The following is a 20,713-nucleotide window of genomic DNA, read 5'->3' as shown; positions in this document are numbered from 1 at the left end:
TGTCGGGGCCAAGTCTTGCGCGCGAGTTTCACTGAAATCCAGACCAAAAACGCAAAAACCCCACGGCTTTACGCCATGGGGTCATCACATTCTGTTTCAGATCGGTTTAAGCCGATGCGGCAACCAAACCGGCCTCACGACGCTTGGTCAGCTCTTCGCCAACCAGGAAGGCGAGTTCAAGAGATTGCGACGCGTTCAGGCGTGGGTCGCAGGCGGTGTGATAGCGATCCGAGAGGTTCTCTTCGGTCACGTCACGCACGCCGCCGGTGCATTCGGTCACATCCAAGCCGGTCATTTCGAAATGCACGCCGCCGGGGATGGTGCCTTCGGCATTATGCACGCCAAAGAAGTCCTGAACCTCGCGCAGAACGGAATCGAACGGACGGGTCTTGTAACCGGTGGCGGATTTGATCGTGTTGCCGTGCATCGGATCACAGACCCACGTGACATTGGCCCCTTCTTCCTGCACGGCTTTGACCAGACGCGGGAGGTGTTCCGCCACTTTGCCAGCCCCAAAGCGCGCGATCAGGGTCAGCTTGCCCTCTTCGTTCTCCGGGTTCAGCTTGGCCATCAGCACCTTGAGGTCTTCGGCGGTGGTGGTCGGGCCACATTTCAGGCCAACCGGGTTCAAAACGCCGCTGGCAAATTCCACATGGGCGCCATCGGGCTGACGGGTGCGGTCACCGATCCAGATCATGTGACCAGAGCCTGCCAGCCACTTGCCGGATGTGGAATCAAGACGGGTCAGCGCCTCTTCATATTCCAGCAGGAGCGATTCATGGCTGGTGTAGAAATCGACGGTCTGCAAGGAATGCAAACGATCCGAGGTCACGCCTGCCGCCTTCATGAAATCAAGCGTATCGCTGATACGACCGGCCATCTCACGATAACGCGCGGCTTTCTCACCTTCGACAAAGCCCAGGGTCCAGGCATGCACCTGATGCACATCCGCATAACCACCGGTGGAAAAGGCGCGCAGCAGGTTCAGCGTCGCCGCTGCCTGGGTGTAGGCCTGCAGCATTTTCTTGGGGTCGGGAATGCGCGCTTCGGGGGTAAAGGCCAGTTCATTAATGATGTCGCCACGGTAGCTAGGCAGTTCCACGCCATCCACGGTTTCAGTTGGCGCGCTGCGTGGTTTGGCAAACTGACCCGCCATGCGGCCCACTTTGACCACCGGCACCTTGGCCCCATAGGTCAGAACCATCGCCATTTGCAGCATGACCTTGAACGTGTCGCGGATACCGTCAGCGCTGAATTGCTCAAAGCTCTCGGCGCAATCGCCGCCCTGAAGCAAGAAAGCCTCGCCACGTGACGCGGCGCCCAAGGCATCCTTGAGGCGGCGGGCTTCACCGGCAAAAACCAGCGGCGGATATTGCGACAGTTGCGCCTCGACGGCGTGCAGGGCATCGGCGTCCGTATAGTCCGGCATCTGAATCCGCGGCTTGTTGCGCCAATTCGATTTCTGCCACTCGGTCATGGGTTTTCTCCGCTAAAATTCGGCTTGCTGCTTGCGTCAGCGTTAACAGCGCCCCTTCTACCCAAACAAAACAGGGCTGACCAGCCTGCATTTCAGCGACAGAACTTGACGTGTTTTGCACATTCTGACCTTCTGACAAAAACGACTCGGCTGGCCTCGTTTCAGACAGAGTTGACCCACCCGCCTTTCGTAGCCCGCATATAGAAGGATGCAGCCAAATGCTCCCGTCGCAAAATCGACCCACGCTCGACGTGCAAAACATTCCAGACAAGCCCAAGCGCTTTGTCTTTGTTTTGCTGGAAAATTTCACCATGCTCAGCTTTGCGGCAGCGGTGGATTGCCTGCGTCTTGCGAACCGTATGGCCAATAAGGAACTCTATTGCTGGCAGGTCGTCGCGGATGGTGGCGGAACGGTTCAGGGATCAACCGGGATTGGCATCCAAACAGATGGCGATCTGGGCGAGTTGCACCGCGATGACACGTTGATCCTGTGCGGTGGCGCCGATGTACAGGGCGCGACGACGAAAAAACTGCTGAACTGGGTGCGTCGTGAAACCCGAAAAGGGGTGACAGCCGGAGGGTTGTGCACCGCTGCCTATACTTTGGCCAAGGCCGGTTTGCTGGACGGAAAACGGGCGACGATCCACTGGGAAAACCAGGACAGTTTTTCCGAGGAATTTGACGAAGTCGAGCTGACAAAGTCCGTGTTTGCCATTGATAACAATCGCTTGACCACCGCAGGCGGCACATCATCGATTGACCTATTCCTGCAGATCATCGCGTCGGACCACGGAGAGGAACTAGCCTCAGCCGTGGCTGATCAGCAGATCTACAACTCCATCCGCACCGATCAGGACACGCAGCGCCTGTCGGTTCCCACCCGCATTGGGGTGCGTCACCCGAAGCTCAGTCAAGTCATTCAGATGATGGAATCCAATATCGAAGAGCCGGTCAGCCCGTCGATCCTGGCCAAGGATGTCGGCATGTCGACGCGCCAGCTTGAACGGTTGTTTCGGCGCTACCTCAACCGATCCCCGAAACGCTATTACATGGAATTGCGCCTGCAAAAGGCGCGCAATCTGCTGATGCAAACCGATATGAGCGTCATCAACGTCGCCCTTGCTTGTGGGTTCGCGTCACCGTCGCATTTTTCCAAGTGCTACCGGTCGCATTACGAGACTACGCCCTATCGCGAAAGGGGCACCCATGCCTCGCGCTTGTCTGTTTAGATGACCGACCGGGACGTGATTGAGACAAGCCGTTTGCGCCTTCGTGCCGCAAGGCAAGAAGATTTGATGCCCTTGCATCAGATCTTTTCCGATCCCGATACCATGCGGTATTGGGATCGTCCCGCCTATACCGAGATCGCAAAAACCCAGGCTTTCCTTGATCACTTCATGTCCAAGGATATAAGCAATCGCGAGGAATATATCCTGGAGTTTCAAGGCGTTTGCGTTGGAAAGGCCGGGATGTGGAAACGTTATGAAATCGGCTACATTCTGCGCCGCGACCTCTGGGGGCAAGGCCTGGTCTGCGAAGCCTTAGAGGCGATTATTCCACGGGTGTTTGCGCGCTTTCCTGAAACGGATGTGCTTACGGCTGAGCTTGACCCTAGGAATATCGGATCAAGCCGGGTGCTGGAAAAGCTGGGTTTCGTGCAAACCGGCTTTGAGGAAAAGAACTTTCTCTATGGCGAAACCGAGCTGTGTGACACCGCCTATTATACGCTGACCAGGCCCGAGGTTTAAGTCAGAACAAGCTGTTCAGTGTTGAAAAATCAGAATTAAAACGGAAGTTGATCGCCACAACACGATCCCCCAGATCGTGGTACAGAACATAAGCATAAACATAGGACAATCCTGTCCAATAGGCGATCAACTCTTGCTGAAACCCGCCTTGAAGGTCGCCCTTGCGGATCACAACGACATTTTCAAAATCTGTCGGGTAAATCTGTTCGACCTGCGCATCGAGTTGGTCCAATTGTTGTGGTGTCATCTCGTCACTGCCGCCAAAACGCAGCATGAGCGACTGGATGTCCCGCGTGACCATCATGCGGTCCATTTCATCGCGCATTTCGTCGTAACTCGCAAAGACCGGGTCCTGCGCTTGGGCCTGTAGGGGCAAGGTCAGAACGATCGCCGTCAGCACCGATTGAAAGGCCGTCTTCAACATATCTTAATCCACTGGTTTTCCTCAACTTGGGCAGAGTGTGACACGATCCCAAGCCAGAAGAAACCTGCAATCTAAGACTGTACCGCAAAGGGGCTTATTGCGCGATTTTATACAGCGCCCCTTGTCCGACGCTGAGAAACCAAATCGCTCCGTCGGGTCCTTGCCGGACATCCCGAACGCGTTCGGTTTCTGGGCCAGAGATCTGCTCAACCTCCCTAAGAGGCGCGCCTTCGAGCCGGGCGATATAGTCAAACTTCAGCGATCCAACGAACATGTCGCCTTTCCATTCCTGGTTGCCACTGCCATCGTGAATGGCCATGCCGGATGGTGCGATGGACGGATCCCAGTAGAATTTTGGCTGCTCCAGCCCCGCTTTGGCGGTGCCTTCTCCTATCTTGGCCCCACTGTAATGCGTGCCGTATGAAATCACCGGCCAGCCGTAATTGGCACCGGGCTGGATCAAGTTCACCTCATCCCCACCGCGCGCGCCATGTTCCACCGCCCAGACCTGCCCTTGACCATCGATGGCCAATCCTTGCGGATTGCGGTGGCCGTAGCTGAAAATCTCTGGCTGAAACGCCGAGTCCTTGGTGAATGGATTTGATGCCAGGGGCTGACCATCCCGCGACAATCGCAGAACGCTGCCATTATGGGATGCGCGATCTTGTGCGGTCGCGTCATCGCCGCGATCACCAATGGTCATATAGATCGTGCCATCCTGACCTTCGACAATACGCGAGCCAAAGTGGCGGCCACCCGTGCCGGTTTTCGACATTTCAAAGATGGTTTTGCCTTGGGTCAAACGCGCCCCATCCTCGGACAAAACACCCCGAAACAAGGCGGTCCCAGATCCTCGCCAGCCTTGCTTGGTCACATAGGTTAGAAACACCTCACGACTGGTGGCAAAGTCGCGGGGGATCAGGATGTCTAATAATCCGCCTTGGCCGTCCGCTGTGATATCCGGAAGGCCCGCAACCTCGACTCGTTTCGTACCGGAAAAGTGCAAGAGCTTACCATCACGTTCGGTAATGAGAATGCCGCCTCCGGGTAGAAAACCAAAGGCCCAGGGCGTGTCCAGCCCCTCAACAACTGGCTCAAAGGTATAAGTGTCGGCAAAGCCAGGCGCAGGAATCGACATCAAGATCGCCACGCAAGATACTGCCTGAAAATACTTTTTCCTCAAAAAAATCATTTCAATCTCCTCTTGAACGGAGGTTGTTTCACCGGTCTTAGGTAAAGGTATAGCGCTGCTATACATAATGTCGACAAACCCAGCAAAATACACTTTTCTTTTGATCCAAGCCCGCTTACGCTCCCGCGAGATCAAAAGATCCAACGAGGGAGAATAAAATGAAAAAGCTGCTTCTGGCGACTGCCGCAACAGCACTGAGCGCCGGCGTTGTCGCCGCTGAAGAGGTCAAAGTTGGCGTCATTCTGGGCTTTACCGGCCCGATTGAATCCTTGACCCCACATATGGCTGGCTCTGCCGAACTGGCCATGAATGAAGTCAATGAAAGTGGCAAATTCCTGGACGGCATCACCTTGGCCCCGGTTCGCGCAGACTCCACTTGCGTTGACGCGGCTGCCGCCACCGCCGCCGCAGAACGCCTGATCACCGCCGAGGGTGTTGTTGCCATCATGGGCGCGGATTGCTCTGGCGTGACCGGCGCGATCCTGGCCAACGTGGCCGTGCCAAACGGCATCCCAATGGTATCGCCATCCGCAACTTCGCCTGCTTTGTCGACTGCCGAAGACAATGGCCTGTTCTTCCGCACCGCACCATCCGATGCGCGTCAGGGCGCGGTTCTGGCTGAGATCCTGACCGAAAAAGGTATCAACGAGATCGCGGTCACCTACACCAACAACGACTACGGCAAAGGTCTGGCAGACAGCTTTGCCGCGTCCTTTGGTGGCACCATCACCCTGTCGGCACCACATGACGATGGCAAAGCAGATTACTCTGCCGAAGTGGGCGCGCTAGCCTCTGCCGGTGGTGAGCTTCTGGCCGTGTTCGGCTATTCCGACCAGGGCGGTAAGGGCATGATCCAGGCCTCCATCGACACCGGTGCTTTTGACACCTTCCTGATGGGCGACGGCATGTATGGCGACGCACTTCTGGCGGATCTGGGTGGCGACATGGAAGGCACATTCGGTACCGTTCCTTGGGCCGAAGGTGATGGCGCAGATGCCTTTGCCGCAGTCACCAGCGCCGCTGGCGTCAACGGTGAATCCTCCTTCACCCGCGAAAGCTATGACGCGGCCGCCTTGATCGCTCTGGCGATGATGAAAGGTGGCGCAGCAACCTCCGAAGCCGTTGCAGCCAACCTGATGGACGTGGCCAACGCCCCGGGTGAGCCGATCCTGCCGGGTGAGCTGGGCAAAGCTCTGGAAATCCTCGCCGCTGGTGGTGATGTCGATTATGTCGGTGCCTCCGGTGTCGAGCTGATTGGCCCAGGTGAAGCGGCGGGTACATACCGCCACTACGAAGTCAAAGGCTCCGCCTACGAAACCGTCGAATTCAAATAAAATTCGATATGTCTTGGAACAGCCCGGTCTTTACCGGGCTGTTTCCGTATTCTGGTGTGCGCATCTGATAGCGCCATCATAGGGGGAACATCCTTGATCCGGGTTGAAAACCTTCACCGCCATTTTGGCGGCTTCCGAGCTGTTGACGGCGCTTCGCTTGAAATCGCCACCGGCTCGATCACCGGTCTTGTCGGTCCAAACGGGGCCGGGAAAACCACGCTCTTCAATGTCATCGCAGGTGCGCTGCCCCCAACCTCGGGGCAAGTCTTTATGGATGGTGAGAATATCACCGGCCTGCCGCCGCATGAATTGTTTCACAAGGGGCTGCTGCGTACCTTTCAAATCGCACATGAATTCAGTTCGATGTCTTGCCGGGAAAACCTGATGATGGTGCCAGGCGGGCAATCAGGTGAGAAACTGTGGAACACATGGTTTGGCCGCAAACGCATCGCTGATGAGGAACGCGCCTTGCGGGCCAAGGCCGATGAGGTGCTTGATTTCCTGACCATTTCCCATCTCGCCGATCATCCGGCAGGCGCGATTTCCGGTGGTCAGAAAAAGCTGCTCGAACTTGGTCGCACCATGATGGTTGACGCCAAAATCGTGTTCTTGGACGAGGTCGGCGCCGGGGTGAACCGCACCCTGCTGATGACCATCGCCGACGCGATCCTGCGCCTGAACAAAGAGCGTGGCTATACCTTCTGCGTCATCGAACATGACATGGATTTCATTGGCAAGCTTTGTGATCCGGTGATTGTTATGGCCGAGGGAAAACACCTGGCCGAAGGCACCCTGGATGAGATCAAGGCCAACCAACAGGTGATCGAAGCCTATCTCGGCACCGGCTTGAAAAACAAAGACAAAGAGGCCGTGGAATGAGCGATAATCCGTATCAGCACGACCGTGGCAACAAGGATCGCTCGCTAGGCAATCCTGATGGCATGGGCACCATGGACACCACCAAGAAAAGTGGTCCGACCAGTCAGACCAGCGGCGAGCCTTTCTTGATCGGGGCCAATATGACCGGCGGTTATGGCCGTGGCGGCCCGGACATTCTGCATGATTGCACCATTGCCGTCGAAAAGGGCGAAATCGCCGTGATCGTCGGCCCGAACGGCGCGGGCAAGTCCACCGCCATGAAAGCCACCTTTGGCATGTTGAACCTGCGCGAGGGGCATGTGACCCTGGACGGCGTCGACATCACCAACCTCACCCCGCAGGATCGCGTCGGCAAAGGCATGGGTTTTGTGCCTCAGACCAGCAATATCTTTACCTCGATGAGCGTCGAAGAGAACCTTGAAATGGGCGCATTCATCCGCACCGATGATTTCAGCGAAACCATGGAACAAGTCTATGATCTGTTCCCGATCCTGCGCGAGAAACGCAACCAACCGGCGGGCGAATTGTCTGGTGGTCAGCGTCAGCAAGTCGCCGTGGGACGCGCGCTGATGACCCAGCCCAAGGTCTTGTTGCTGGACGAGCCGACGGCAGGGGTTTCGCCCATTGTGATGGATGAGCTGTTTGACCGCATTATCGAAGTGGCGCGCAGCGGTATTTCCATCCTCATGGTGGAACAAAACGCCAAGCAAGCGCTTGAAATCGCGGATAAAGGCTATGTCCTGGTGCAAGGGGCCAATGCGCATACCGGCACCGGCAAATCCTTGATGGCCGATCCTGAGGTGCGCGCCTCCTTCCTGGGGGGCTGAGCCATGCGAACACCTTGTTTAACGGTGGTTTTGGCTCTGGCGCTGACATCTCCGGCTTTGGCGGCGATGACCTGCATACCCGAGGGCGAAAACGCCACCGGCTTTGTTCTGATCCCCTCGGCTGAGGGTGTGATGATGGTGCAGGAAGGGTTGAACTGGACCAAACCCAACGATCTTTTGCCCGGACCGGCCAGTGTTCAGGGGCTCGACAGCCCATCGGTGGTGATCGGCGGTTCGGCCACGGTGATTGTCGAAGGCAAACAGGCCAAACCGTCCTCGGGCACCCTGCCCTTGGCAAAACTGTCTGATGATCCGCTGACGCTGGCTTATCTCAACACGGCCTCTGGCTTGCGGCGCGATCTCACCATTTCCGACGAAGGTCTGTTCAGCGACACATTCGGTGGGCAAACCCGAATGGGGCGTTGCGTGGGGGATTTGTCATGAAACAAAGCCTCGCAATTGCTGGGATGCTTGCCATGCCCTGCGTTGTTTCTGCCGATGACCTCGCAGGAACTACGCTGACCTGCAGCTTTACAACCGAGTGTTACGAGCTTGAGGAATGCACCTTTGCCGATTTCTCGGTGGATGTTGCCCTGCCCGAGACCTTTCCTGGCACCGGCTCCCTTTTGCCCGACACAGGTCCGGCAAAGGGCACGGCGGATATGCTGGGCGATCTGTTGATCCTGTCGGCACGGGACGACAACGGCGCTTACCTTTTGTCTCGCAGCGCCGGTGGTCTGGCCAAGCTCAGTGTTCATTACTCCGGCAATCACATGATGATCGCCTATGACGGTCAATGTCGGGTGGCGCAATGAATATTCATCGCCTTCCCGCCCTGACCTCTGACATTCACAACAAAGACCTCGGCCACCTGCCGCGCTCTTGTCGAAAGGAAAATACCTGATGGATTTCCTGAACGCCCTTGTGGCGCTAACCAACTTTGTTCTGATCCCGGCCATGACCTATGGCAGCCAGCTGGCGCTAGGGGCTTTGGGTGTGACCCTGGTTTACGGGATTTTGCGGTTCTCAAACTTTGCCCATGGCGACACCATGGCCTTTGGCACCATGTCGGTGATCATCTTCACCTGGCTGTTCCAATCCATGGGGATCTCGCTGCACCCACTGCCCACCGCCCTGATTGCCATTCCTTTTGGTATCGCGGTGACAGCGCTTCTGATGTTGGGCACCGATCGCGTCGTTTATCGCTTTTACCGCGCGCAAAAGGCCAAACCGGTGATCGTTGTCATGGTCTCGCTTGGCGTCATGTTCATCTATAACGGGTTGACTCGCTTTATCCTTGGCGCGGATGAACAACGTTTTATGGATGGCGAACGTTTCATCATGCGGGCGCGTGATTTCAAGGAAATGACCGGCCTGCGCGAAGGTCTGGCGTTTAAAACCACCCAAGGCCTCACTATCATCACCGCCGTGATCGTTGTGATCGCCCTGTTCTGGTTCCTGAACAAGACCCGCACCGGCAAATCCATGCGCGCCTTTTCGGATAACGAAGATCTGGCGCTGCTCTCGGGCATCAACCCGGAACGTGTGGTCATGGTGACCTGGCTGATCGTTGCCGCGCTGGTGACTATAGCCGGTACGCTCTATGGGCTCGACAAGAGCTACAAACCCTTCACCTATTTCCAACTGCTGCTGCCAATCTTTGCTGCCGCCATCGTTGGTGGCCTTGGCAGCCCGGTTGGGGCCATCGCAGGGGGCTTTGTCATCGCCTTTTCCGAGGTCGCCGTGACCTATGCCTGGAAAAAGGTTGTGACCTACGCCCTGCCCGAGGGTCTGGCCCCCTCGAGCCTGCTGCAATTCATGGCGACGGAATACAAATTCGCCGTCAGCTTCATGATCCTCGTGATTGTCTTGCTCATCAAACCCACCGGGATCTTCAAGGGGAAAGCGGTATGACCCAGTCTATGAAAACCATTCTGCTTTTCGCGCTGGTGGCGGTGTTGATCATCGGTACTGGCATCCTGCAAGGGCCCAACCTGGCGCTTGTGATCCTGAATATGGGGCTGGTCAGTGCCATCATGGCGCTGGGGGTGAACCTGCAATGGGGCATTGCAGGGTTGTTCAATGTTGGCGTCATGGGCTTTGTCGCACTGGGTGGTCTGGCCGTGGTCCTGACCTCAACCGCGCCCGTGCCCGAGGCCTGGTCAGCCGGAGGCCTGCGCGCCTGGTTTGCCATCCTTTTGGCCATTTGCACGGTGGCGGGCTCTGCCATGATGTATAAACGCACCCGCAAGGGTTGGCTCGTCGCTTTGGTCTTGCTGGTCGGCTTTATCGTCTACCGCTGGGTTCGTGACCCTGCCGTGGGCGCGATTGAGGCCGTCAATCCGGCCTCGACCGGCTTTCTGGGTGGTCTTGGCCTGCCCGTGGTAATGGCGTGGCCCATGGGCGGATTGCTGGCTGCAGGGGCCGCTTGGGTGATTGGCAAAACAGCCCTGGGCCTGCGCTCGGACTATCTGGCCATCGCCACCTTGGGCATCTCGGAAATCATCATCGCCATCATCAAGAACGAAGACTGGCTGAGCCGCGGCGTCAAAAACGTCACCGGCCTGCCACGCCCAGTTCCCTACGAGGTTGATCTGCAAAACGATCCCGGCTTTGTCGAAAGCGCCGCCGGATTCGGGTTGGACGCAACATTGGCCTCCAGCCTTTATGTGAAAATTGGCTACTCGCTGATGTTCACCGCCGTCTTGCTGATCATCCTGGTCTTGGCGCAGCTGGCTTTGAACTCCCCATGGGGGCGGATGATGCGCGCGATCCGCGATAACGAAGTGTCATCCCGCGCCATGGGCAAAGACGTCACCTTCCGCCATTTGCAAGTCTTCATTCTCGGCTCGGCCATCTGTGGCATTGCCGGCGCGATGATGACTACATTGGACGGTTTGTTCGTTCCAACCTCGTATCAGCCGCTTCGCTACACTTTCCTGATCTGGGTGATGGTGATCGTTGGTGGCTCGGGCAACAACTTTGGCTCGATCCTGGGCGGGTTCATCATCTGGTTCCTCTGGGTTCAGGTAGAACAGATCGGCCCGGCCATCATGATCTTCCTGACCAGCGGATTGGCCGAAGGGTCTGCTCTGAAAGCCCACCTGCTCGACAGCGTCGCCCATATGCGCCTGCTGACCATGGGGGTGATCCTGTTGTTGGTGCTGCGGTTTAGCCCACGCGGGCTTTTGCCGGAAAAATAAACACCGCCCATCCGGCGAAGTTTTACAAAAATGTCATGGTCCGCGCATAGCTCTGCGCGGACCATTTTTGTAAGGGCCGATCAATGCTGCAAAAACTCGCCGCTGAATTCACCGGAACAGCCATGTTGTTGATCGCAGTTGTCGGGTCGGGCATCATGGGCGATACGCTGGCAGGTGGAAACACGGCCATCGCGCTGCTCGCCAATGCGGTGGCGACCGGCTGTATGCTTTACGTGATCATCTCAACACTCGGCCCAATTTCCGGAGCGCATTTCAACCCGGCCGTCACGTTGTTTTTCGCTTTGCAGCAGCAATTCCCTAAGGCGCAAATCCTGCCCTATATCAGCGTCCAAATCGCTGGCGGCATCCTTGGTGTCTGGCTCACCCATGTGATGTTTGACCTGTCAATCCTGCAGCTCTCCACAACAACACACCGCACCGGTTACGCGCAATGGAGTTCCGAGATCCTGGCAACGCTCGGCTTGCTCTTTGTCATCACGGGATGCAAGCCCGCCACCGCCCCTGCCCTTGTTTCGATCTACATCACCGGTGCCTATTGGTTCACGGCCTCTACCAGCTTTGCCAATCCGGCAGTGACAATCGCGCGCAGCTTCACCGACACTTTTGCGGGCATCCAACCCACGCATGCGCCCGCCTTTGTCGCCATGCAACTTTTCGCAATGGCGCTCGCCACGCTGACCCTGCCGCGCCTCTTCGCCAAACCTTGACCTTTCTTTCGGAGCCACCCGTCAGCTTGCCCATGTCCGGACAGGCTGCGGGCTTGGGGCCAAGGAAAATCAACGCGGGGCCCCGCTTGCGGGGATACGTTTATTCTCCTTGGCGCAAAGACCGAAGACTGTCAGGCAAAGGCTGCTGAGGGGTGGTTTTGCAAGAAAGGTCTTTCTTTTGGTGAACCCAAATGCACCACCTTTCACACCCAGCACACCAACGAGTTAAACCAACACCTCGCCACGCATCTAAAAAAGCGCGCGGAAGTGCACCTTTTAACAGCGATGTGCCGAAAGGTCAGTTGAGCGAGGTCACCCAAAGGATCGTTGCATCCTCATCCGAGACCGAGATCACATTATGCCCCATGGTGGAGTCATAATAGGCACTGTCCCCGCGCCGCATTTCGATGGGCTCATAGAATTCCGTAATCAGCTTGACCACACCGGTCAGCACATACAGGAACTCTTCACCGTCATGGCGCACCCAGCCGTCGAACTCTTCCATGGAGCGGGCCCGAACCCGTGCGCGATAGGGCAGCATCTTTTTGCGAGACAGGTTTTCGGCCAGCAACTCATGTTCATAGGTCGCGGTCAGGTGTTGCTGCCCCTCGCCGCTACGATTGATCGCCATGCGGCCATTCACCTTTTCCTGCTGCGGTTGGGTGAAGAGTTGCGGCACCGAAATCTCCAACCCCACGGCAAGCTTTTTCAAGGCTTCGTAGGTTGGCGACATTTGCCCGTTTTCGATCTTGGACAAGGTCGAGCGCGCCAGCCCCGCCTGTTTTGCGGCCTGTTCAAGGGTCCAGTTTTTTTCCTTGCGCAGGTCACGCACCCGCTGGCCCAGGTCCAGCGGTTCGGCAACGGCTTCTTCACCGCTCTCACGAGCGATACGGATCAGGCTTTTGGGGTCACGCGTCATAACGTCCTGCTATAGGGCCAAGTTTCCCCCGATTCAAGCAATCCCGAAACCGCCCCTTGCATCGGGTAAAGGACGGGCATAGGCAACTGGCATGGCCCTTTCGATTTTTGACAAAGGCGCGTTCGCGCCCTGCCCTGCGCCGTTCAATATGGCAGAACATGTGTTGGCTGCCGGGTTGGAAACGCCGGACAAGCCAGCCTTGTCGATCCTGTCACCGACGGTGTCAAAGGATTGGAGCTTTGCCGAAATCCGCGCGGCCATTCTGGGCACCGCAAATGGCTTGCTTGCCTCCGGCCTTGCCCCAGATGACATCCTCTTGATGCGGCTTGGGAATACGGTGGATTTCCCGATTGCCTATCTTGGGGCCATTGCCGCAGGCATCGTTCCTGTCCCAACCTCCTCGCAACTGACCGAGTTTGAGGTGGCCAAGATCATAGAACACCTGACCCCCGCTGCCATCCTGCGCGGGCAAGGCATTGCCTGCCCGGACACAAACCTACCGGTTTTCGATACGGTGACCTTTGAATCCTGGCACAGTTTGCCCGCTGTGGATTTCAATCGCGGTGATCCTAACCGGCTGGCCTATATCATTTACACCTCTGGCACCTCCGGCGTGCCGCGCGCGGTTGGCCACGCACATCGCGCGATTTGGGCGCGCCAGATGATGATGCAGGGCTGGTATGGGCTGAGTGCTGATGACCGCCTCTTGCATGCCGGGGCGTTCAATTGGACCTATACGCTCGGCACCGGATTGATGGACCCTTGGACTATGGGCGCGACGGCTTTGATCCCGGATCAAGGCAGCGATCCCGCGCAATTGGCCACCCTGATGCACCAGTATCAGGCGACGATTTTCGCTGCAGCTCCAGGTGTTTACCGCCAACTTCTCAAGTTTCCTATTCCTGACTTACCTCATCTGCGCCACGGATTGGCCGCGGGTGAAAAACTGACCTCTTCCATTCGCACCGCCTGGAAGGTCAAAACCGGCGGCGACATTTACGAGGCCTATGGCATGTCGGAATGCTCGACCTTCATTTCCTCGGCCCCCGGGTCGCAATCCGTCGAAGGCTCGCTAGGCAAACCGCAGATCGGGCGCAAGATTGCCATTGTCGATGAAACTGGCGCGCCTGTCGCTTTGGGCGATGACGGCATGATCGCCATTCACCGATCTGACCCCGGCCTGATGCTTGGATATGTTGGGGCGGCTGAGGCGACGCAGGACAAATTCAAAGGCAATTGGTTTCTGACCGGTGATCGCGCCCGTATGGATGGTGATTGCAACATCACCTATCTTGGGCGGTTCGATGACATGATGAATGCGGGCGGGTTCCGCGTCTCCCCACTTGAGGTTGAGGCGGCTCTGGCTGACTTTCCAGGGGTTACGGAACTGGCTGTCACAGATATCGCCGTGAAACAGGATGTCCGCCTGATCGCCGCCTTTTACACCGCAGAGCAAGAACTAGAGCAAGAGGCATTGCTAACCTACGCCCAAGAGCGTTTGGCCAAATACAAATGCCCCCGCAGCTTTATCCGGCTTGACGCCCTGCCCAAGAACCCGAATGGCAAACTCCAACGGCAAAAGCTCCGTGCCTTTGCGGACAACCAATAACTATATTTCTGCCCCACCGCTTGGTACAAACGCTTGGTACGCTGGGGCAAAGAGGACGTGACCGATGATCCAACTCGACATTTTTTCCGACCCGATTTGCCCCTGGTGCTATATCGGCAAAGCCAATCTTGATCGCGCCCTGGCGGATATTCCCGATCATCCGTTCAATATCCGCTGGCTGCCCTTCATGCTGAACCCGGCCATGCCTGCGGATGGCATGGATCGGCGCGAATATCTTGAGGGTAAGTTTGGCGGTCAGGAAGGCGCGGTTCAGGCTTATTTGCCGGTGCATCAACATGCCGAAGCGGCGGGTTTGGAGATCCATCTCGACAAAATCACGCGCACGCCCAACACGATTGATGCGCACCGCCTCATCCATTGGTCCGCCATGGAAGGCACGCAAACAGCGGTCGTTTCATCGATGTTCCGCGCCTATTTTGTCGAAGGGCGCGATATTTCCGATCACGAAGTTCTGGCCGATATCGCTGACGAATGCGCCATGGATGCCAGCGTGGTTCTACGCCTGTTGAAATCAGACGAAGATCGCCGCGAAATTGTCGAACGCGACGCCGCAGCGCGGGGCATGGGCATCAACTCTGTCCCGACGTTCATCGTCGCCGGGCAACATGCCGTTCCCGGGGCACAGCCGCCAGAACTCTGGGCCAAAGTGATCGAAGAGATACGCAACGGCCCGGTCGAGACCGCATGACCCATTACCGCGCCCTGACCCTTTTGGGGATGTTGTTCAGCGTCGTCGCAGTTGGCACCGTCTTTTTCCACTATGCCGAAGGGTGGTCTTGGCTCGACAGCTACTTTTTTACCGTCGTCACCCTGTCCACGGTGGGCTATGGCGAGTTGGTTCCGGCCACGCCAATTGGCAAGATCGGGACCACGGTGTTCATCTTTGTTGGGCTTGGGATTTTTGCGGTGGCGATCCAACAGTTTGGCCATTACGCCATACGCCGCCGCGAACAGCATTCCGAAATCCTTGTCGCGAGTTTGGGCAAGGAAGAAACTGCCGCAAATGATGATTTTTCCGAGGAAAAACCATCGAACGACCGCTCTTCTTCGCACTGATTGCCGTCTGAACAGCTTCGCAATCCTGGGCCGCCTGTGACGGTGGTGCATAGTTGTTAACATGGTAATAAAAATACCCCCCTCGGCCCTCTTGCCCTGTTCATCCCGAAACAAACTTGATAGCGCTCAACCATAGTTTGAGAGGTTTTATGCGCCCGCTCCCCAAAAGACTCGAAATCATCGCTTTGATGGCGATGCTCACGGCAACTTTGGCGTTTTCCATTGATGCCATGCTGCCTGCTTTGCCCGAAATCGCAGCCAAAATGACGCCGCAGGATGTCAATCGTGCGCAGTTCATCGTCACGAGCTTTGTGTTCGGGTTGGGCATTGGCACCCTTTTTGCCGGTCCTTTGTCGGACCGGTTCGGGCGTCGATCTCTGGTCATCGGCGGGTGCACCATCTATGTCGCGGCAGCAATTTGGGGCAGCCAGGCCCAAACTTTGGAAAGCTTGCTCGTTGCGCGGGTCATTCAGGGGATTGGCGCCGCGGGACCTCGCGTGGCGACCATGGCCATCTTGCGCGACCTCTATTCCGGGCGCGACATGGCGCGGACCATCTCGTTCGTTATGATTATTTTCACGCTGGTTCCGGCCATTGCGCCGCTTGTGGGCACCTATCTGATTCATTGGGGCGGGTGGCCGGCGGTCTTCTGGGCCTTTGCTGTCTTTGCGCTGATTTGCTCGCTTTGGTTTTCCATCCGAATGCCAGAGACCTTGCCTGTCGAAAATCGCCGCCCCTTCACGCTTGGCGCCATCTGGTCGGCAACCGTCGAGATGTATCGCCACCCCGTTGTTCTCTGGTCTATCGTGACCCAAGGGTTCTGTTTTGGCGTGTTGTTTTCGATGATTTCCACGGTGCAACCCATCTATGACGGAGTGTTCGGCCGGGGCGTAGAATTCCCCTATTGGTTTGGCGGCATCGTTTTGGTCGCCGGTATGTCTGGCTTCGTCAATGCCGCCTTGGTTATGCGCCTTGGCATGCGAAAATTGATTGTCACGATGCTTTGGGTGCAGGTGACAGCGTCATCCGTTATGCTGGCCTTGACCCTGTCCGGACTAAGTGGCGAGACCGCGTTCTATGTCTTTGTCGCCTGGCAGACTCTGGTGTTCTTTCAGATTGGCCTGACGCTTGGAAACCTGAACGCCATTGCCCTGGAACCGATGGGTCACGTGGCCGGTCTGGCCACCTCAATCATGGGCTCAATCGCAACCGTTGTTGCTGTGCTTTTGGCAGCACTCGTGACACTCAACTTTGACAATTCGATCCTGCCGCTTGTGGTTGGTATTCTGTCCTATTGTGCAATCGCGATCCTCTGCATGCGCATCATGGCGCGCGCAGAGCAGCGTATGTGAGCATGTCACTGCCTGACTTTACGGCAGTGGCCCAGTTTTACGCGCAAAAGAAGTGTATACCATCGCATACAGTCTTTATTCTTTAACGAATTCCAGCTAAGAGAGGGTCAAATCGTCCCTCCAACCAAGAGGCCAGTATGACCAAGATCAAGGTAGAGAACCCCATCGTCGAAATGGACGGCGATGAAATGACCCGCATCATGTGGCAGTTCATCAAAGACAAGTTGATATTGCCCTACTTGGACATTGATCTGCTCTATTACGACCTTGGCATCGAAGAGCGTGATCGCACCGAAGATCAGATCACCATCGACGCCGCCGAAAAGACCAAAGAGGTTGGCGTCGCAGTCAAATGCGCCACGATCACACCTGACGAGCAGCGGGTTGAGGAATTTGGCCTAAAAAAGATGTGGCGCAGCCCCAATGGCACCATTCGCAACATTCTGGGCGGTGTGGTGTTCCGCCAGCCAATTATCTGCAAAAACGTCCCGCGTCTGGTTCCGGGCTGGACCCAGCCGATTGTCGTCGGCCGCCATGCCTTTGGCGATCAATACAAAGCCACCGACTTCCGCTTTCCCGGCAAGGGCAAGATCACAATGAAGTTTGAGGGCGAAGACGGCACCGTGATCGTGAAAGAAGTCTACGACGCGCCAAGCGCGGGCGTGACCATGGGCATGTATAACCTCGATGACTCGATCCGCGATTTTGCCCGTGCCTCGATGAATTACGGCTTGAACCTGGGCTGGCCGGTGTATCTGTCGACCAAGAACACCATCCTCAAGGCCTATGACGGACGGTTCAAGGACATCTTTCAGGAGATCTTTGAAGAGGAGTTCGAAGCGCAATTCAAAGAGGCCGGGATCGAATATCAGCACCGTCTGATCGACGATATGGTGGCCTGCGCACTGAAATGGAATGGCGGCTTTGTCTGGGCTTGCAAGAACTATGACGGCGATGTGCAATCCGACACCGTCGCGCAGGGTTTCGGCTCGCTTGGCATGATGGCCTCGCAACTGATGACACCTGATGGCAAGATTGTTGAGGCTGAGGCCGCCCATGGCACCGTGACGCGCCACTATCGCCAGCATCAAGCGGGCGAAGCGACCTCGACCAACTCCATAGCCTCGATCTATGCTTGGACCGGTGCGCTCAAACATCGTGCCAAGCTCGATGAAAACACCAAGCTCAAGGAATTTGCACAAACGCTTGAGCAGGTGATTATCAATACAGTGGAATCCGGGTTCATGACCAAGGACTTGGCCCTGCTGGTTGGCCCGGATCAGGGCTGGCTGACCACCATGGGTTTCCTTGAAAAGATCGATGAGAACCTGAACAAAGCGCTTGCAGGGTGATTCTGCTTTAGATTGTTAAACAGGGGCTTATTGGGCCCCTGTTTTGAAACAGTGTTACCTCAACCTTATGACTGTTTCCGATCATTTTCCAATGCGACACAAATTTGCCTAAATCCTTGTGATTGTTCTCAAACTTCCTAATCTGACGCCGAGTATCAGTTTGGGGATTTAAGATATGCTTTTCTATTTGGCTCTTTTGGCTGCGGCAGGCAGCGTTGGTGTTCTTTATGCCGAAGGCACCGATGGCGACGACACCATGATCGGCACCGATGGTGAGGACATCATCTTTGGCGAAGACGGCAATGACCTGCTTCAGGGCAAGGGCGATAACGACCTGATACGCGGCGGCAATGGCGATGATACCATAGATGGCGGTGCCGGTGATGATCACGTTATGGGCGACGGCGGCAATGATTTTGTTACCGACGAAGAAGGCGGCAATGACACATTGCGCGGATATAATGGAAACGACACCTTACTCTCCGGCGATGGTGCGGATCTGGTCGAAGGTGGTCTTGGTGATGATTTCATCGGTGGCGGCGCGGGCGACGACTACCTGGTTGGTCAGCTCGGCAATGACATTATTCACACCAATGCCGGGGCTGATTTCGTCGAAGGTGGCTTTGGAAATGATTCCATCATCGCCTCGCCAGGTGACACGATTTTCGGCAATGAAGGCGATGATTGGGTCGAAGACGAAAACATCGACGGTGAAACAGGCGGGTTCACTGCGTATGGCGGTAGCGGCAATGACTATATGGATGGGTCTTACGGCGAGGATACGCTCGTTGGCGGCGCAGAAAATGACACGATCATGGGCCGCTTTGGCAGCGATATCCTGAATGGAGGCGGCGGCAATGACATCCTTTGGGGCGGCGCCTCGGGCAGTCACCAAAGCGATCCGGGTGACGATACCCTTATTGGCGGTGCCGGTGAGGATTCGCTCTACGGCAGCAACGGCAATGACCTGCTAATCGGCGGCAGCGAAAACGACTTCCTCAATGGCGAGGCCGGTGATGATGAATTGCGTGGCGGTCACGGTGATGACACGCTGATCGCAGATCGCGGCAATGACACGCTGCATGGCGGGTCTGGCAAAGACCATCTCAGCGATTATTCCCCTGATGGCACGTCGCAGTTCTTTGGTGGTGACGGAGATGACACGCTTGATGCGATTTCCGCCGATCACACTCTGCATGGCGGTTCTGGCGACGACCTGATCCTGAGCGATGGGGCAAACGGCGATAAACAACTCTATGGTGGCGATGGTAACGACATCCTCGTGTCTTCTGATACTCAAGGGTCGCTCCTGGACGCGGGCGCCGGAGCTGATGCGATATTTGACTTTGGCGGCAGTGACATCACGACTGGTGCTGGGGCAGACGCTGTTTGGATCAAGGTTGGCAATGCAACAGCCTCGCTCATCCAGGATTTTGATCCGTCCGAGGACCAATTGCTGATCGCCTATCCTGACTTCATTGATCCGGATGCCAGCACGATTGACGTGCGCGCATCTGCAAATAACACCGATGCGCTTGAGGTCTATTTGATGGACGACTCGGGCGGTGAGGTTCTGGTTGCCGTAGTGATGGGCCAGACTGACCCGACTTCCTTGCCTGCAGATGACATCGCTTTTGTGCCGCTGTCTGACATGCAAATGGCGGCGCAAGTGGCCTAACAGCCCTAGCCCTGCGCGCTGAAACGCTCTGGCAACTCTGTCCGATAGGGTAATTTCAGCGCGCGGGTTTTGACGAGGTTGCGGTTTTCCAAACGTGCGGGTTTCACCGACAAAGTTGCATAGGCTTTCGCCTCGGCCTTGTCCCAGGGCAATACCGGCTTGGCTTCGAAATCCGCCAGAAACCGGGTGGCATCAGCCTCGGCCTCTTGCCACCCTGCCCCGGGCAATCCGCTGCCCTCGCCATTTGCGACTTGCATCCGCACCTGCGTTGCATCGGCCAAGGCCGCAGCATTGGCGTATTTCAGATGCGCAAGGAGCAGCCCACGTGGCATGTTAAAGGGGAAGCTGTCCAACCGGCGCGGGGCCACCCGCACGCCATGAAGTGAAAAATCCATCGCGCGGCGCGACGCAACGGCTTTGGAATAATGGCCGCTAAAAGCCAGTTGACGCCGGGTGGCAAAGACCGGGCCGTCATTCAATTCCGGCTCCCCCGCTTGCGCCACCAGTTCAAACCCCAGGGCCGTCAAAACCGGAGATTCGGCATTGGCGGAAATCGCATCTGACAGCGAGGCGTATAAATCCGGGTCAAAGCAAATCAGCTCATCCGCATCGGTGCGCAACACCCAATCATAAAGCGCGGCCAAGCCGGAATGGATTCCGTTCAGCAGTGTCGCCCGCACCCGATCAAAATTGTCCAGGCTGTCACGCGGGATGGTGATGATGCTGGCCTTTGGGCAGATCTCGGCGATCTTCGGATCAGCCCCATGCGCCACGACAAACAGGTTCTCAAATCCAATTTGGGTGCCATGATGCGCATACCAACGCGACAGCGCCCAGTAATCGCGGTAAACCATTGTCAAAGCGGCAATTTTCATAACACCCACACTCCTTGCCGCAACCTATCCCAGACAAGG

General features: G+C 56.6%; 21 protein-coding genes. 16 read left to right on the top strand and 5 right to left on the bottom strand.

What is annotated here, in order from left to right; all coding sequences use genetic code 11:
• Positions 1 to 106 precede the first annotated feature (106 nt).
• Positions 107 to 1,477: a class II 3-deoxy-7-phosphoheptulonate synthase gene (locus tag CLV87_RS12225; protein WP_099245682.1), complete on the bottom strand. Its 1,371-nt coding sequence runs from the start codon at positions 1,475 to 1,477 to the stop codon at positions 107 to 109.
• A 218-nt stretch (positions 1,478 to 1,695) separates the two neighbouring features.
• Between CLV87_RS12225 and CLV87_RS12220 the strand changes: the two genes are divergently transcribed.
• Positions 1,696 to 2,706 (top strand): GlxA family transcriptional regulator, encoded by a 1,011-nt coding sequence (locus tag CLV87_RS12220; RefSeq protein ID WP_099245680.1) that lies wholly within the window; start codon positions 1,696 to 1,698, stop codon positions 2,704 to 2,706.
• On the top strand, positions 2,707 to 3,225 hold the full coding sequence (locus CLV87_RS12215; RefSeq protein ID WP_099245678.1) for a GNAT family N-acetyltransferase: 519 nt from the start codon (positions 2,707 to 2,709) through the stop codon (positions 3,223 to 3,225).
• A 1-nt stretch (position 3,226) separates the two neighbouring features.
• On the opposite strand, the gene CLV87_RS12210 is transcribed toward CLV87_RS12215, so the two are convergent.
• The gene (locus tag CLV87_RS12210) at positions 3,227 to 3,649 is read right to left on the bottom strand and encodes a hypothetical protein (protein ID WP_099245676.1); all 423 of its coding nucleotides are present in this window, start codon (positions 3,647 to 3,649) and stop codon (positions 3,227 to 3,229) included.
• A gap of 94 nt (positions 3,650 to 3,743) precedes the next feature.
• On the bottom strand, positions 3,744 to 4,787 hold the full coding sequence (locus tag CLV87_RS12205) for a PQQ-dependent sugar dehydrogenase (RefSeq protein WP_099247730.1): 1,044 nt from the start codon (positions 4,785 to 4,787) through the stop codon (positions 3,744 to 3,746).
• Positions 4,788 to 4,999: 212 nt separating this feature from the next.
• Between CLV87_RS12205 and CLV87_RS12200 the strand changes: the two genes are divergently transcribed.
• From CLV87_RS12200 to CLV87_RS12165, 8 genes are all read left to right on the top strand, one after another.
• The gene (locus CLV87_RS12200; RefSeq protein WP_099245674.1) at positions 5,000 to 6,175 is read left to right on the top strand and encodes an ABC transporter substrate-binding protein; all 1,176 of its coding nucleotides are present in this window, start codon (positions 5,000 to 5,002) and stop codon (positions 6,173 to 6,175) included.
• A 93-nt stretch (positions 6,176 to 6,268) separates the two neighbouring features.
• A complete protein-coding gene (locus CLV87_RS12195) occupies positions 6,269 to 7,054 on the top strand; it encodes an ABC transporter ATP-binding protein (protein ID WP_099245672.1) in 786 nt (261 codons plus the stop codon).
• Entirely contained in the window at positions 7,051 to 7,881 is an 831-nt protein-coding gene (locus CLV87_RS12190; protein ID WP_099245670.1) for an ABC transporter ATP-binding protein, read from the top strand. Before CLV87_RS12195 ends, CLV87_RS12190 begins: the two co-directional genes overlap by 4 nt.
• A gap of 3 nt (positions 7,882 to 7,884) precedes the next feature.
• Positions 7,885 to 8,325 carry a hypothetical protein gene (locus tag CLV87_RS12185; RefSeq protein WP_133840770.1) on the top strand — a complete coding sequence of 147 codons (441 nt, stop codon included), beginning with the start codon at positions 7,885 to 7,887 and terminating at the stop codon, positions 8,323 to 8,325.
• Positions 8,322 to 8,696 (top strand): hypothetical protein, encoded by a 375-nt coding sequence (locus CLV87_RS12180; RefSeq protein ID WP_099245666.1) that lies wholly within the window; start codon positions 8,322 to 8,324, stop codon positions 8,694 to 8,696. The genes CLV87_RS12185 and CLV87_RS12180 overlap by 4 nt, the downstream gene beginning before the upstream one ends.
• 88 nt (positions 8,697 to 8,784) lie before the next feature.
• Complete coding sequence (locus tag CLV87_RS12175; protein WP_099245664.1) at positions 8,785 to 9,795, top strand: branched-chain amino acid ABC transporter permease; 1,011 nt, start codon at positions 8,785 to 8,787, stop codon at positions 9,793 to 9,795.
• Positions 9,792 to 11,084, top strand: a complete 1,293-nt coding sequence (locus tag CLV87_RS12170) for a branched-chain amino acid ABC transporter permease (RefSeq protein WP_176556030.1) — start codon at positions 9,792 to 9,794, stop codon at positions 11,082 to 11,084. The genes CLV87_RS12175 and CLV87_RS12170 overlap by 4 nt, the downstream gene beginning before the upstream one ends.
• 83 nt (positions 11,085 to 11,167) lie before the next feature.
• Entirely contained in the window at positions 11,168 to 11,812 is a 645-nt protein-coding gene (locus CLV87_RS12165; protein WP_099245660.1) for an aquaporin, read from the top strand.
• Between the two features lie 298 nt (positions 11,813 to 12,110).
• Here the strand turns inward: CLV87_RS12165 and CLV87_RS12160 are convergent, their stop codons facing one another.
• Positions 12,111 to 12,731: a helix-turn-helix domain-containing protein gene (locus CLV87_RS12160; protein WP_099245658.1), complete on the bottom strand. Its 621-nt coding sequence runs from the start codon at positions 12,729 to 12,731 to the stop codon at positions 12,111 to 12,113.
• Between the two features lie 91 nt (positions 12,732 to 12,822).
• Between CLV87_RS12160 and CLV87_RS12155 the strand changes: the two genes are divergently transcribed.
• From CLV87_RS12155 to CLV87_RS12130, 6 genes are all read left to right on the top strand, one after another.
• Positions 12,823 to 14,340 carry a class I adenylate-forming enzyme family protein gene (locus CLV87_RS12155; protein ID WP_099245656.1) on the top strand — a complete coding sequence of 506 codons (1,518 nt, stop codon included), beginning with the start codon at positions 12,823 to 12,825 and terminating at the stop codon, positions 14,338 to 14,340.
• 64 nt (positions 14,341 to 14,404) lie between these two features.
• Positions 14,405 to 15,049: a DsbA family oxidoreductase gene (locus tag CLV87_RS12150; RefSeq protein WP_099245654.1), complete on the top strand. Its 645-nt coding sequence runs from the start codon at positions 14,405 to 14,407 to the stop codon at positions 15,047 to 15,049.
• On the top strand, positions 15,046 to 15,417 hold the full coding sequence (locus CLV87_RS12145) for a potassium channel family protein (RefSeq protein ID WP_099245652.1): 372 nt from the start codon (positions 15,046 to 15,048) through the stop codon (positions 15,415 to 15,417). Before CLV87_RS12150 ends, CLV87_RS12145 begins: the two co-directional genes overlap by 4 nt.
• Positions 15,418 to 15,566: 149 nt before the next feature.
• The gene (locus tag CLV87_RS12140) at positions 15,567 to 16,769 is read left to right on the top strand and encodes a multidrug effflux MFS transporter (protein ID WP_099245650.1); all 1,203 of its coding nucleotides are present in this window, start codon (positions 15,567 to 15,569) and stop codon (positions 16,767 to 16,769) included.
• A 137-nt stretch (positions 16,770 to 16,906) separates the two neighbouring features.
• Positions 16,907 to 18,121: an NADP-dependent isocitrate dehydrogenase gene (locus tag CLV87_RS12135; RefSeq protein WP_099245648.1), complete on the top strand. Its 1,215-nt coding sequence runs from the start codon at positions 16,907 to 16,909 to the stop codon at positions 18,119 to 18,121.
• 175 nt (positions 18,122 to 18,296) lie between these two features.
• On the top strand, positions 18,297 to 19,799 hold the full coding sequence (locus CLV87_RS12130; RefSeq protein WP_099245646.1) for a calcium-binding protein: 1,503 nt from the start codon (positions 18,297 to 18,299) through the stop codon (positions 19,797 to 19,799).
• A gap of 5 nt (positions 19,800 to 19,804) precedes the next feature.
• On the opposite strand, the gene CLV87_RS12125 is transcribed toward CLV87_RS12130, so the two are convergent.
• Entirely contained in the window at positions 19,805 to 20,674 is an 870-nt protein-coding gene (locus CLV87_RS12125; protein ID WP_099245644.1) for a glycosyltransferase family 2 protein, read from the bottom strand.
• Positions 20,675 to 20,713: the final 39 nt, after the last annotated feature.

The sequence above is a fragment of the Pelagimonas phthalicica genome (assembly GCF_004364805.1).
Taxonomy (GTDB): domain Bacteria; phylum Pseudomonadota; class Alphaproteobacteria; order Rhodobacterales; family Rhodobacteraceae; genus Pelagimonas; species Pelagimonas phthalicica.
Note: the sequence above shows the minus strand (reverse complement) of the source record. Positions and strands in the feature narration are given on the sequence as shown.